Origin of the sequence: Lautropia dentalis, from assembly GCF_003892345.1 — a bacterium.
GTDB classification, from domain to species: Bacteria; Pseudomonadota; Gammaproteobacteria; order Burkholderiales; family Burkholderiaceae_E; genus Lautropia; species Lautropia dentalis.
Map to the genome: position 1 here is coordinate 1474185 of NZ_RRUE01000001.1, position 13289 is coordinate 1487473.

Genomic DNA, 13289 nt, shown 5'->3' on the forward strand with positions numbered 1-13289 from the left:
CTGTCCGATCTTCCGTTATCCGATGACCAAACCGTCCGACAAAACCCTGCTGCTGGTCGATGGCTCCAGCTATCTGTTCCGCGCCTATCATGCCCTGCCCGATCTGCGCAACAAGGCGGGCGAGCCGACCGGCGCCATTCACGGGATGGTCGGCATGCTGCGTCGTCTGCGCGACGACACCCGGCTGCATGGCGGGGCCACGCGCGGGGCGGTGATCTTCGATGCGCCGGGGCGCACCTTCCGCGATGACCTGTACGAGCACTACAAGGCCAACCGCGCCTCCACCCCCGAGGATCTGGTGGCCCAGATTGCGCCCATCCATGAGCTGACGCAGGCGCTGGGCTGGCCGCTGCTGGTGGTGCCGGGCATCGAGGCCGATGACGTGATCGGTACGCTGGCCACGCAGGCGCGCCGGGCGGGCATGCGCACCGTGATTTCCACGGGGGACAAGGATCTGGCGCAGCTGGTGGACGACGAGACCATCCTGGTCAACACCATGACGCGCGACGGCGTGCCACCCGTGCCGATGGACGCGGCCGGGGTGCGCGAGAAGTTCGGCGTGAATCCGGACCAGATCATCGACTTTCTGAGCCTGACCGGCGACACGGTGGACAACGTGCCCGGGGTGGACAAGGTGGGCCCCAAGACGGCCGCCAAATGGCTGAACGAATACGGCACGCTCGATGCCCTCATGGCCCAGGCCGACGCCATCAGGGGCAAGGTGGGCGAGAACCTGCGCGCCGCACTGGACTGGCTGCCGAAGGGCCGCGAGCTGGTGACGGTGCTGCGCGATGCCGACCTGTCCGCCTGGGTGGGGGGCATAGACCAGCTGCAGCTGCGCGACGAGGATGAAGAGACACTGCTGCGGCTGTTCGACCGCTGGGAACTGCGCACCTTCGCCCGGCGGCTGGTGGCGGAGCGCCAGCGGCGCGAAGGGGGCGCGGCAGGCGGTCTGGCGGGCGGCATCGATGGCCTGGCCGCAGGGACGGCGGGCGGTATCGACGGCCTGCATGCGCAGGGGCTGGCCGCCAGCGGCAGCCGGGTGTTTGCCGAAGGTGGCAGCACGGCGGGCAGCGGTGCGGCGGCGGGCGTTTCAGGCACGACCGGTGCAGCCGGGACAGTGGCCGGGGGGGGGCCGGGCGCTGGCGGAATCCCGGCTGGTTCAGGCGCCGGTGCCGCCGGTGCGGGTGCCGCGAGTGGCCCGCGAGGCGCTGGCGTGGCGGCCGCGCTGGCCGAATTTACCGGCGGTCACTTCACGCGTGATGGCATCGTGCTGGATGCACCGCCGGCTGGTGAGCTGCACACCGTGATGATCACCACCCGCGCCGCGCTGGAGGACTGGCTGGCGAAGGCGCAGGCCGCTGACCGCGTGGCCATCGACACCGAAACCACGGCGCTGGATGCCCGGCAGGCCCATCTGGTGGGCATCTCGCTGGCGGTGTCGCCGTGGGAGGGTGCCTACATCCCGGTGGGGCACAGCTATGCCGGCGTGCCGGACCAGCTGCCGCTGGACGAGGTGCTGGCGGTGCTGAAGCCCTGGCTGGAAGATGACAGGCCGCAGAAGGTGGGCCAGAACATCAAGTACGACATGCACGTGCTGGCCAACCACGGCGTGCGGTTGCGTGGCGTGGCGGACGATACGATGCTGGAGTCCTACGTGCTGGAAGCCCACCGCACCCATGGCATGGACGCGCTGGCCGGTCGCCACCTGAACCGCCTCACCACTGCCTATGAGTCGGTGGCGGGCAAGGGGGCCAAGGCCATCGGCTTCGACCAGGTGGCGCTGGAGGTGGCTGCGCCCTACGCTGCCGAGGATGCCGACGTGACACTGCAGCTGCACCGGGTGATGGCGCCGGCCATTGCCGCGAACGAGACGCTGCAGTACGTCTACCGCGACATCGAGATGCCGACGCTGCAGGTGCTGTTCGACATGGAACGCCACGGCGTGCTGCTCGATGGTGCCCTGCTGAAGCAGCAGTCGGTGGAACTGGCCACGCAGATGCTGGCGCTGGAGAAACAGGCGCACGAGCTGGCCGGCCAGCCCTTCAACCTGGGGTCGACCAAACAGCTGGGAGAGATCCTGTTCGGCCAGCTGGGGCTGCCGGTGGTGAAGAAGACACCGGCCGGCAAGCCGTCCACCGACGAGAGCGTGCTGGAAAAACTGGCGCTCGATTACCCGTTGCCCAAGGTGCTGCTGCAGTGGCGCGGGCTCTCGAAGCTGCGCTCCACCTACACCGACAAGTTGCCGGACATGATGGATGCGCAGGGCCGCGTGCACACGACGTATTCCCAGGCCACGGCCATCACGGGCCGGCTGGCCTCCAGCGAGCCGAACCTGCAGAACATCCCGGTCCGCACGCCGGAGGGACGCCGCATCCGTGAAGCCTTCATCGCGCCGCCCGGATACCGGATGATGTCGGCCGACTATTCGCAGATCGAGCTGCGCATCATGGCGCACATCTCGCAGGATGCCGGCCTGCTGAAGGCCTTTGCGGCCGGCGAGGACGTGCACCGCGCCACCGCGGCCGAGGTGTTCGGCGTGCCGCTGGCCGAGGTGGACAGCGAGCAGCGCCGCTACGCCAAGGTGATCAACTTCGGGCTGATCTATGGCATGAGCGCCTTTGGGCTGGCGGCCAACCTGGGCATCGAGCGGGGGGCCGCACAGGCCTACATCGACCGTTACTTTGCCCGCTATCCGGGGGTGGCGGCCTACATGGAACGTACCCGGCTGCAGGCCCGCGAGCAGGGCTATGTGGAGACGGTGTTCGGCCGCCGGCTGTGGCTGCCCGAAATCGCCTCCGGCAACGTGGGCAAGCGGCAGATGGCCGAGCGGGCCGCCATCAATGCGCCGATGCAGGGGACGGCTGCCGACCTGATCAAGCTGGCGATGATCGATGTGCACGCCTGGCTGCAGCGCGAGCAGCTGGAAGCCCGGCTGGTGATGCAGGTGCACGACGAGCTGGTGCTGGAAGTGCCCGAGGCCGAGGTCGAGCGCCTGAAGACGGCACTGCCGGCACGCATGGCCGGGGTCGCCTCGCTGTCGGTGCCGCTGCTGGCCGAAGTGGGGGTGGGCGCCAACTGGGAGCAGGCGCACTGAGTTTGGGAGATGACGGTCGTTGACGGTCTGTTGCCTGATGGTCTCGCTCCATGCTCGTGACAGGGCCGATGCGTGCCGGATGGTGCGGGCGGCTGGTACGATTCCGGCTCTGGTCGGCAGGCCGGGGCATGTCGTGGTCTGCACGGATTCGGGAAAATCCCTGACTGGCACGGTGCCGGCACAGGATATGGGCGGCAAGGGCCGTCTGGCACTTTCCCTGGCCGGAGGGCCAGGTTCACGGGATTATCGGGAGGAAACCGCAAGATGGACAAGAAATCGTCAACGGGCCTGCGTGGCCGTATCGCGGGGGCGCTGGTGGCTGCCTCGCTGGCACTGGGTACCACGGGCCTGCTGGTGAGCATGCCCGCTGCCGCACTGGACCTGTCGTCGCTCACGCAGAGCGATGCTTCCGCCGGCGTCAAGGCCGCGCTGGAGAAGGGCGCCGAGACGGCGGTGGCCAGCCTGGGCAAGGCCGACGGCTTTCTGGGCAACCCGGACGTGAAGATCCCGCTGCCCTCCAGCCTGCAGAAGATGGAAAAGGCAGCGAAGCTGATGGGCAAACAGAAGGACTTCGAGGCACTGCAGACCAACATGAACCGGGCGGCCGAAGCGGCCGTGGTCGAGGCCAAACCGCTGCTGCTCAACGCCATCAAGGGCATGTCGGTGAGTGACGCCAAGGGCATCCTGTCCGACGGAGACGATTCCGTGACGAAATTCTTCCGCGAGAAGACCTCGAAGGACATGTTCAACAAGTTCCTGCCCATCGTGACGCAGTACACCAGCAAGCTGGGGCTGGCGCAGCAGTACAACAGCCTGGCCGGCCAGGCCTCGAAGCTGGGCGTGATAAAGTCCGACGATGCGAAGATCGAGAACTACGTCACCAACAAGACCATGGACGGCCTCTACAAGATGATCGCCGCCGAAGAGAAAACGATCCGGCAGGATCCGGTGGGTACGGGGTCGGCCATTCTGAAGAAGGTGTTTGCGAAGTAATCCGGCCCCTGTTTCGCGGCAAAACCCGGTCTGGATGCGTGACGCACGTGTCCGGCCGGGTTTCTTGTGACCGGGATCGGGGTTTCCGGCAGTCTGGGGCAGGGGTGCTGCAGTTGCCTGCGTTTTGTGTGAGCCGGGCCGTGTGAGTTGGGTCGAATGGTGGTTTATCGGGGCGAGCGCCGTGTTGCAGATCGCACTGCTGCGTTGTGGATGCCATTGGGGTTTACCCTGATGCCATGAAAAAACACCCGGCCTCTTTGACGGAGAATGCCCAGTCGTTCACAGAAAATAACCGGTCTCCTCATTACAATACGGGAAGTCATTTATTCTCAATTCTCAATCAGGAGACTTCCATGAAAAGTCTGGGCGAGTTCATCGTCGAGAAGCAGGCCGAGTACCCGCACGCCCGCGGCAATCTCAGTGGCATTCTGGCGGCCATCCGTCTGGCGGCCAAGGTCATCAACCGCGACATCAACCGTGCCGGTCTGGTGAACGAGATTCTGGGCGACGCCGGCGCCGAGAACGTGCAGGGTGAGCAGCAGAAGAAACTGGATGTGTTCGCCCACAAGACCATCAGCGCAGCCTTCTTTGCGCGGGACGACGTGGCGGGCTTTGCCTCGGAAGAGGAAGAGAACTTCATCGCCTTCGACAGCGAGAAGAACCGCAATGCCAAGTACATCGTGCTGACCGATCCGCTCGATGGTTCGTCCAACATCGATGTCAACGTGTCGGTGGGGACCATCTTCTCCATCTACCGCCGGGTGACGCCGGTGGGCACGCCGGTCACGCTGGAAGACTTCCTGCAGCCGGGCAGCGCCCAGGTGGCAGCGGGCTATGTGGTGTATGGCTCGTCCACCATGCTGGTCTACACCACCGGCAACGGCGTCAATGGCTTCACGTATGATCCGGCCATCGGTGTATTTGCCCTGTCGCACGAGAACATCCGCCTGCCCGATGATGGCACCATCTACTCGGTGAACGAGGGCCAGTACCTGAAGTTCCCGCTGGGCGTGAAGAAGTACATCAAGTACTGCCAGGATGACCTGCCGTCGGAAGGCCGTCCGCTGACCTCGCGCTACATCGGTTCGCTGGTGTCGGACTTCCACCGCAACCTGCTCAAGGGCGGCATCTACATGTATCCGCAGGGCAGCAACTATCCCAACGGCAAGCTGCGTTTGCTGTACGAGTGCAACCCGATGGCCTTCCTGGCCGAGCAGGCTGGTGGCATGGCCACCGACGGCAAGCGCCGCATTCTGGACATCCAGCCGACCAAGCTGCATGAGCGCAGCCCCTTCTTCGTGGGCTCGAGGAAGATGGTCGAGAAGGTGCACGAGTTCATCGAGAAGAACCCGGACTGACTGGGGCTGGCCCCGGTCAGGTGCCTTCAACTGCTGGTTGGGTTTTCGAACCCGGCTGCGGTTTTCCGGCGGTTCGCTCCATCAGCCGCCGGGTGGCATGACATGATGCCGCAAAGTCGGACAGAATGCTCCTGTCGTGGCTTTGCGGCGTTTTCGTTCCAGAGCGGCCGACGCGTCGTGACGGCGGTGCGGGGGCTGTTCTTCCGCGCCGTCAGATGGTTGCTTCAGCCTTTGGCGACAGGCCTTGCCGGATCGCTGATCCAGCCGCTCCACGAAGGCGGGTACAGGCGGCTGCCGGGCAGGCCGGCCAGTTCCATGGCCAGCAGGTTGTGGTTGGCCGTCACGCCCGAGCCGCACTGGTGGATGATGTCCTCCGGGCTGCGGCCGGCCAGCAGCCTTTCCCACTCGTCGCGCAGCACCTCGGCGGGTTTGAAGCGGCCGTCGGGGCGCAGGTTCTGCATGAAGGGCCGGTTGAGAGCGCCGGGGATGTGGCCGGCCACCGGGTCGATGGTTTCGTTCTCGCCCCGGTAGCGGTCGGCCCCGCGGGCGTCGACCACCTGGCTGTGGCCGTCCTGCAGGGCGGCCTGCAATTGGGCGGTATTGAGCAGCTGCACGAGGCTCGGGCGCTCCGACAGCTGGCCGGCCTTGCGGGGCGTCGCGGGTTCGGCGGTCAGCGGGTAGCCGGCCCGCTTCCAGGCCTCGAAGCCGCCATCGAGCAGCGCCACCTTTTCGTGGCCCAGCCAGCGGGCCAGCATCCAGAGGCGGCCGGCCATGGCGCCTCCCTGGTCGTCGTAGAGCACCAGCTGGGTGTCGTCCGACAAGCCGAGAGCGGCCAGTTTCTCGCGCAGTGGCGCGCGGTCGGGCATCGGGTGGCGACCCAGCGAAGGATCGTGGCGGCCGGAGAGGTCATCGTCGATGGACAGGAAGTGCGCCGTGGGGATGTGGGCTTCTTCCCACGCGCGGCGGCCGGCCTGCGGATCATCGAGCCGGTGGCGGCAGTCGACGAGGATGCAGGCATCCAGATGGGTGGCCAGTTCTTCGACGGAGAGGGTGGTGGTCCAGGACATGAGAAAGGCTCGGGAAGATGACAATGGCATCTATCTTAGAGCGGGTCATGGTCGGTCCGTTTCTCTTGACCCTTCGGCATGTACAGCACTGTCTCTCAGCCCCTTGACCGGACCTCGTCCTGCGCCCAGGCCACGGCCGCGCTGATGGCCGCCCGGGCCTGGGGGCTGTTTTTCCAGCAGGTACTGCGCGTGATGGACGCCCCCATGGCGAGGATGTCATCGACGCTGGCCTGGGCGAGGCGTTCGGCATCGTCCAGGCCCATGTCCTGCAGCCGCTGCAGGACGGTTTTGCCCACGCCCTTGCAGGCCAGCAGGGATTTCGTCTGGGCTTCGGTCAATGGCATGGGGGAACTCCTCGCATGACGGTCATGTCCGTTGGGTGGGGCGTCATGGGACGCAGCCGGTGTTGCCCTGCATGGCAGGGCGACTGGCCTTGTCTGCGCGGTACCCTGTCAGCACACGGTCGGGGCCAGCGTTGGGACGCATGAGTCCATGGCACGCAATCAGGCCCGCCGGCGGCGCAGCTGCTGCTCGATCAGCTGGTGGCCGGTGGGGTGGTTGGCCGGCAGGTTCTTCGTGTCGCCCACGTCGCCCAGCTCGCGGCGCAGGAACTCGTGGAAGTGCTGCATGCCGTCTTCCATCGGGCTCTGGTAGGGGCCGGTCTGGTTTTCGCCGCGCTCGAACAAGGCCCGGCGGCCGGCGTCCATGCGCTCGCCGATCTCGTCATCCTCGATGGCGGTTTCCATGTAGGCGGCGCGCTCGGCCTCGATGAACTCGCGCTCGAACCAGACGATCTCTTCGGGGTAGTAGAACTCGACGATGTTGGTGGTCTTGCCTGGTCCGCGCGGGATGAGCGAGGAGATCACCAGCGAGTTGGGGTACCACTCGACCATCAGGTTGGGGTAGTAGGTGAGCCAGATGGCACCGTACTTGGGCATCTTCCCGCCGTTGAAGCGCAGGACCTCATCGTGCCACTTGCGGTAGACCGGGGTACCGGGCTTTTGCAGGTCGCGGTGCAGGCCGACGGTCTGGACCGAATACCACTCGCCGAACTCCCACCTGAGCTGGTTGCAGTCGACGAAGTGACCCAGCCCCGGGTGGAAGGGCACGACGTGATAATCCTCCAGATAGACCTCGATGAAGGTCTTCCAGTTGTAGTTGCACTCGTGCACCTCGACGTGGTCGAGCCGGTAGCCGGAGAAGTCGAGATCGGCCGCCACGCTCATGCCGCGCAAGTCGGCCTGGATGTCGCGCGGGCTCTCGAAGAGCAGACCCTGCCACTCCTGCAGCGGGTAGCGTGGCAGCTCCAGGCAGGGTTGCTGGTCGAAGTGCGGGGCGCCCTTGAGACTGCCGTCGAGGTCGTAGGTCCAGCGGTGCAGCGGACAGACGATGCTGTCGGCATTGCCGGCGCCATTGAGCATGATGGCCTGGCGGTGGCGACAGACATTGGAGAGCAGTTCGATGCGGCCGTTGGGGTTGTGTTCGTCCGGGCGCTGGTTGACCAGCACGCGGCCTTCCTGTTCTGCCACCAGGGTACGGTAGTCGCCCGGTTCGGGCACCATCAGGCGGTGGCCACGGTAGCCGGGGCCGTTGGAGAACAGGGTGTGCAGCTCGTGCTGGTAGAGCGATTCGTCAAAGTAGGCCGAGACCGGCAACTGGGTTGCGGGTCGCTGGATGTGTGCCAGATGCCCAATGTCCGTCATGATGGAAGGTGCGTCCCTCCGGCAGGTGTGGTGCGGCAAAAGAAGGACCGGTTGGCAGCCCGCCGCGGGGCGAAACTACCGGTACATCAGCAGGTGTGTCATGGACGGGTTCGTTCCGCCCGTGACACGCGCTGGATGAATGAAGGGTGAAGGGCGGATTCTACCGGGACCGGGGCCGGGGTAAAGCCTGTTTTCGAGTATCGTGCCGGTGTATATGTTGCGGGACGTGTCCGGGTTTGTGCGGGGTCAAAGGACGTGCAGATGGCGCGATGCGTCCGTGCGACACGCGCTAGAATGCCGGCAGCCCTGCCTTTACCTGTCGAGGTCCTGCCCATGTCTGAAGCCGCCCGCGCGGACGGTCCTGCCCCCCTGCCGGATCATTTCGAGGATGCGATGACCGAGCTGGAAGCGCTGGTCGGCCAGATGGAAAGCGGCCGTCTGCCGCTGGAAGACGCGCTCACGGCCTATGAGCGCGGTGTTGCCCTGGTGCGTCACTGCCGCGAGCGGCTGGCCGTGGTCACGCAGCAGGTGCAGGTGCTGGAAGCGGGCCTGCTGGCTCCGTACGGGGACGATGCCGGTGAGACCTCCGGCGAGGACGAAGCATGACGAACGACACCCTGGCGGCGGCTCTGGGCAGCCGCCCGGTGGCTGCGCCCCTGACGCTGTCGGCCTGGATGCAGGCGCGGGCAGCCCATGTGGAGGCCGCGCTGGCAGCCCGTTTGCCCGGGCCTTCCGGGCTGGCTGCCGGGCTGGCACCCGACCGGCTGCACGAGGCCATGCGCTATGCGGTGCTGGGGGGCGGCAAGCGGGTGCGTCCGCTGCTGGTGTATGCGGCCGGCGAGCTGGTGGGGGCCGATGCCGCGGTGCTGGATGGCGCTGCCTGTGCGGTGGAGCTGATTCACGTCTATTCGCTCGTGCATGACGACATGCCGGCCATGGACAACGACGACATGCGCCGGGGCCGTCCCACGGTGCACGTCCAGTATGGCGAGGCCATGGCCATGCTGGTGGGTGACGCCCTGCAGACGCTGGCCTTCGAGGTGCTGGTGGCACCGGCCGGATCCGCCGCGCAGGCCGGCACGGTGGCGCCGGCTTCCGGCCAGCCTGCAGAACGGCCACTGGCAGCAACCGCTCCGGGGTCGGTGAAGACTGGGGACTTTCTGCCGGCCACGGACAGCGCTCCGGTGCCGGTGGCTGCCATGGTGACGGCGCTGGCCAGGGCGGCCGGTTCGTGGGGCATGGCCGGCGGCCAGGCCCTGGACATCGAGGGGGTGGGGGTGCGGCTGTCGCGCCCGCAGCTCGAGGCCATGCACCGGGCCAAGACCGGCGCCATGCTGTCGGTATCGGTGACACTCGGCCTGCTGGCCGGAGGCGAACCGCCGGCGGCACTGGCGGCGGCGGTGAAGCGCTATGGCGAGATCATCGGCCTGGCCTTTCAGGTGGTGGACGACATTCTGGATGTAACGGCCGACTCGGCCACGCTGGGCAAGACGGCCGGCAAGGACCAGGCGCACGACAAGCCCACCTATGTGTCGCTGCTGGGGCTGGAGGCGGCCCGTGCGCTGGCGGCCGACCTGCATCGCCAGGCCCACGGGAGCCTGGCCGGGCTGGGGCCGGAGGCCGACCGTCTGCGCATGCTGGCCGATTTCATCGTCGAGCGGTTGCACTGATGGCGCGGCTGGCCCCCGTGCCCGGCGGTCTGGCGATGCCATTCGTGGCGGTGTCACCCGCGATGGTGTCATTCGAATCATATAAATCAGAGACTTCTGCCAAGTCATGACCGAAGACGTTAAACCCCCGACCGAAGCGCTGCTGGCCCGTATCGACAGTCCAGCCGACCTGCGCACGCTGGACCGGGAGAAGCTGCCCCAGCTTGCCGACGAGCTGCGGCAGTTCATTCTGAACGCCGTGTCGCGTACCGGGGGGCACCTGTCGTCCAATCTGGGTACGGTGGAACTGACCATCGCGCTGCACTATGTGTTCAACACCCCGCGTGACCGGCTGGTCTGGGACGTGGGGCACCAGTCCTATCCGCACAAGATTCTCACCGGCCGACGTGACCAGATGGCCACGCTGCGCCAGTATCAGGGCCTGTCGGGCTTTCCGCGGCGCAGCGAGAGCGAGTACGACACCTTCGGTACCGCCCATTCGTCCACCTCGATTGCGGCGGCGCTGGGCATGGCGGTGGCTTCGCGCAATCTGGGCGAGAACCAGGGGCCCGACCGCCGTCGCCACGTGGCGGTGATCGGCGACGGCGCGATGAGTGCCGGCATGGCCTTCGAGGCGCTCAACAACGCGGGCGTGATGCGCGACGTGGACCTGCTGGTCATCCTCAACGACAACGACATGTCGATCTCGCCGGCGGTGGGGGCGATGAACCACTATCTGGCACGCACGCTGTCGGCCCGGCCGATCGTGAAGGCGCGTGACGTGGCCCGCCAGATGCTGTCGGTGATGCCGCCGGTGTACGAGCTGGCCCGCAAGCTGGAAGAGCACGCCAAGGGCATGCTGGTGCCGGCCACGCTGTTCGAGGAGCTGGGCTTTACCTACTTCGGCCCCATCGATGGTCACGACCTCGATGCACTCATTCCCACGCTGCAGAACCTGCGCGAGATCAGCGGGCCGGTGTTTCTGCACGTCATCACCCGCAAGGGGCAGGGCTACAAGCTGGCCGAGGCCGACCCCATCCTGTATCACGGGCCGGGCAAGTTCGACCCGGCCGAAGGCATCAAGGCACCGGCCACGCCGCCCAGGAAGCCCACCTACACGCAGGTGTTTTCCGACTGGGTTTGCGACATGGGCGAGGCCGAGCCGCGGCTGGTGGCCGTCACGCCGGCCATGCGCGAGGGGTCGGGGCTGGTGGAGTTCGAGCAGCGTTTTCCCACCCGTTACTTCGATGTGGGCATTGCCGAGCAGCACGCCGTGACCTTCGCGGCCGGCATGGCCTGCGACGGGCTGGTGCCGGTGGTGGCCATCTATTCCACCTTCCTGCAGCGGGCGTACGACCAGCTGCTGCACGACGTGGCGCTGCAGAACCTGCCGGTGGTGTTTGCGCTGGACCGGGCCGGCCTGGTGGGGGCCGACGGGGCCACGCACGCCGGTGTGTACGACTACGCCTTCCTGCGCTGCGTGCCCAACATGGTGGTGATGGCGCCGGCCGACGAGAACGAATGCCGGCAGATGCTGTATTCGGCCGTGAAGTACCAGCGTCCGGTGGCAGTGCGCTATCCGCGCGGGGTGGGGCCGGGCGTGCCGGTGCAGAAGACCTTCACCGAATTGCCACTGGGCCGGGCCGAGGTGCGCCGGCAGGGCAGGCGCATCGCCATTCTGGCCTTCGGTTCGATGGTGACCCCGGCCATGGCGGCGGGCGAGGCGCTGGATGCCACCGTGGTGAACATGCGTTTCGTCAAGCCCATCGATGCCGACCTGATCCGTGAGCTGGCGGCTACTCACGAGGCTTTCGTGACGGTGGAAGAGCACGTGGTGATGGGCGGGGCCGGCAGTGCCTGTCTGGAAGCGCTGGCCGAAGCGGGGCTGACCCGTCCGGTGCAGATGCTGGGGCTGCCCGACCGCTACATCGACCACGGCGATCATGCGCTGCTGCTGCGGCTGGAGGGGCTGGATGGCCCGGGCATCGAGCGGCAGATCCGCGAGCGTTTTCCGGACATCACGGGCGCGTGACCCTCCTCGCATCCCAGAATCGTCAGGTATTGCGCCACCTGCTCGCGTTACGCAGTAACATATAAAACGTGTTACGCAGTAGCATGCAAAAAAGAGCCCCGGCACTGCGGCAGCAGGACCGGGGCGAAGAGAGGAGATTGGGTAATCGAAAACAACCTGACCGGACCTGCAGCGTCCCGTGCGGCTACGTGATGCTGCAGGTCAGTGTTCATCGCTTGCGACTGTGAAGATTTTCGCACAGACGATGTTCTTTACATATGACCGTTCGTCTGCCGAAATGGGCCGTTCGTATGATCAGGCGTCAGGATCGGTTGTTTGTATCACCGCTGAAACATTGATCATCGGGGTTTCTGTGGTAGTGGCCGCTAACACGGCCGTGGCGGCTGCCGTTCGTCGGCCGGGCTGGCCGACGGATGGTGGCTTCACAGTGTGTGGTCGGACGATGCACGGCACGCGGGTGTGCGGTCCCACCGGGCCGTCTCAGTCGCGGAAGTTGTTCATCACCAGCGGCAGGTCGGGAATGCCGCTTTTGATCAGGCCGATGGCGGTCTGCAGGTCATCGCGCTTGTTGCCGCTGACGCGCACCGAATCGCCCTGGATGGAGGCCGAGACCTTCATCTTGCTGTCCTTGAGCAGCTTGACGATCTTCTTCGCCTGGTCGGTGGGCACGCCGTGGCGGACGGTGATCTTCTGCTTCATCTTGTCGCCGCCGACCTTCTCGGGTTTGTCGTCTTCCAGATAGCGGACATCCACATTGCGCCTGGCCAGCTTGGCCACAAGCACGTCGCGGACCTGGCCGAGCTTGAAGTCATCGTCGGCATAGGTGGTCATCACCTTGTCGTTGAGTTCGATGCGGGCATCCGACCCCTTGAAGTCGAAACGGTTGGTGATTTCCTTGTTGGCCTGGTCCACCGCGTTGCGGATCTCGACCATGTCGGCTTCGAGGACGACATCGAAAGAGGGCATATGCTTCTGCTCCGTACAGCGTAAAAGTTATATTTTATTGTGGATGTGGCACGTGTGCCGGCAGCATCACGCCGGCACGCGCTCCGGTGTAGGATACACGGACCGGTGCACGGCGTCCGGCCGTGGGCACCGGCGTCGAACGTGTTCTGGATGAACGGGTCCATGATACGTATCCGGCACGGTTGCCGGAGGTGGGTTGGCCTCCGGGTTTCTGCAGCATCATCAATACAGCATCAACAGGCGTGGCGTCTGGCCGGGCGCAGTCCGGCAGCGGGCAACGTGTCCTGACGGAGCGGGCTTCGGCCCACTTTGGGGGCACACGTCTGCCGTATCGAGAGGGAGGGTTATCCATGGTGGGCGGTCAGGCAGGTTCGGGGTCGGCAGACGGGGCAGCAGGTACGGGTCAGGCGGGGAGCGAGGCCGT

The 13289-nt window shown here is 66.1% G+C and carries 10 protein-coding genes; 6 read left to right on the forward strand and 4 right to left on the reverse strand.

Translation table 11 applies throughout. The annotated features are described in order from the left end of the window. Window positions 1-22: 22 nt before the first annotated feature. From polA to fbp, 3 genes are all read left to right on the forward strand, one after another. Window positions 23-3097: a DNA polymerase I gene (gene polA / locus EHV23_RS05660; protein ID WP_125095072.1), complete on the forward strand. Its 3075-nt coding sequence runs from the start codon at window positions 23-25 to the stop codon at window positions 3095-3097. A 264-nt stretch (window positions 3098-3361) separates the two neighbouring features. After that, window positions 3362-4090, forward strand: coding sequence for a DUF4197 domain-containing protein (locus tag EHV23_RS05665; RefSeq protein WP_125095073.1), 729 nt, complete (start codon window positions 3362-3364; stop codon window positions 4088-4090). Between the two features lie 353 nt (window positions 4091-4443). Then, on the forward strand, window positions 4444-5448 hold the full coding sequence (fbp, locus tag EHV23_RS05670; protein WP_125095074.1) for a class 1 fructose-bisphosphatase: 1005 nt from the start codon (window positions 4444-4446) through the stop codon (window positions 5446-5448). A 224-nt stretch (window positions 5449-5672) separates the two neighbouring features. Here fbp and EHV23_RS05675 read toward each other — a convergent pair whose 3' ends face one another. The 3 genes from EHV23_RS05675 to EHV23_RS05685 form a co-directional block, all read right to left on the reverse strand. Beyond that, complete coding sequence (locus EHV23_RS05675) at window positions 5673-6515, reverse strand: sulfurtransferase (protein WP_125095075.1); 843 nt, start codon at window positions 6513-6515, stop codon at window positions 5673-5675. Between the two features lie 95 nt (window positions 6516-6610). Beyond that, window positions 6611-6859, reverse strand: coding sequence for a recombinase RecA (locus tag EHV23_RS05680; RefSeq protein WP_125095076.1), 249 nt, complete (start codon window positions 6857-6859; stop codon window positions 6611-6613). A 159-nt stretch (window positions 6860-7018) separates the two neighbouring features. Then, entirely contained in the window at window positions 7019-8218 is a 1200-nt protein-coding gene (locus EHV23_RS05685; protein WP_125095077.1) for an aromatic ring-hydroxylating oxygenase subunit alpha, read from the reverse strand. 333 nt (window positions 8219-8551) lie between these two features. Between EHV23_RS05685 and EHV23_RS05690 the strand changes: the two genes are divergently transcribed. From EHV23_RS05690 to dxs, 3 genes are all read left to right on the forward strand, one after another. Next, entirely contained in the window at window positions 8552-8824 is a 273-nt protein-coding gene (locus tag EHV23_RS05690; protein ID WP_125095078.1) for an exodeoxyribonuclease VII small subunit, read from the forward strand. 68 nt (window positions 8825-8892) lie between these two features. Beyond that, window positions 8893-9888: a polyprenyl synthetase family protein gene (locus EHV23_RS05695; RefSeq protein WP_238990370.1), complete on the forward strand. Its 996-nt coding sequence runs from the start codon at window positions 8893-8895 to the stop codon at window positions 9886-9888. Between the two features lie 106 nt (window positions 9889-9994). After that, window positions 9995-11899: a 1-deoxy-D-xylulose-5-phosphate synthase gene (gene dxs / locus EHV23_RS05700; RefSeq protein ID WP_125095080.1), complete on the forward strand. Its 1905-nt coding sequence runs from the start codon at window positions 9995-9997 to the stop codon at window positions 11897-11899. Between the two features lie 480 nt (window positions 11900-12379). On the opposite strand, the gene EHV23_RS05705 is transcribed toward dxs, so the two are convergent. Beyond that, window positions 12380-12865, reverse strand: a complete 486-nt coding sequence (locus EHV23_RS05705; RefSeq protein WP_125095081.1) for a YajQ family cyclic di-GMP-binding protein — start codon at window positions 12863-12865, stop codon at window positions 12380-12382. Window positions 12866-13289 lie beyond the last annotated feature (424 nt).

What these genes read in the sequence shown, in the direction of transcription:
- fbp (WP_125095074.1), top strand. Translation starts at nt 4,444, where the DNA reads ATGAAAAGTCTGGGCGAGTTCATCGTCGAGAAGCAGGCCGAGTACCCG.
- EHV23_RS05665 (WP_125095073.1), top strand. Translation starts at nt 3,362, where the DNA reads ATGGACAAGAAATCGTCAACGGGCCTGCGTGGCCGTATCGCGGGGGCG.
- EHV23_RS05680 (WP_125095076.1), bottom strand. Translation starts at nt 6,859, where the DNA reads ATGCCATTGACCGAAGCCCAGACGAAATCCCTGCTGGCCTGCAAGGGC.
- EHV23_RS05695 (WP_238990370.1), top strand. Translation starts at nt 8,893, where the DNA reads ATGCAGGCGCGGGCAGCCCATGTGGAGGCCGCGCTGGCAGCCCGTTTG.
- polA (WP_125095072.1), top strand. Translation starts at nt 23, where the DNA reads ATGACCAAACCGTCCGACAAAACCCTGCTGCTGGTCGATGGCTCCAGC.
- EHV23_RS05685 (WP_125095077.1), bottom strand. Translation starts at nt 8,218, where the DNA reads ATGACGGACATTGGGCATCTGGCACACATCCAGCGACCCGCAACCCAG.
- EHV23_RS05705 (WP_125095081.1), bottom strand. Translation starts at nt 12,865, where the DNA reads ATGCCCTCTTTCGATGTCGTCCTCGAAGCCGACATGGTCGAGATCCGC.
- dxs (WP_125095080.1), top strand. Translation starts at nt 9,995, where the DNA reads ATGACCGAAGACGTTAAACCCCCGACCGAAGCGCTGCTGGCCCGTATC.
- EHV23_RS05675 (WP_125095075.1), bottom strand. Translation starts at nt 6,515, where the DNA reads ATGTCCTGGACCACCACCCTCTCCGTCGAAGAACTGGCCACCCATCTG.
- EHV23_RS05690 (WP_125095078.1), top strand. Translation starts at nt 8,552, where the DNA reads ATGTCTGAAGCCGCCCGCGCGGACGGTCCTGCCCCCCTGCCGGATCAT.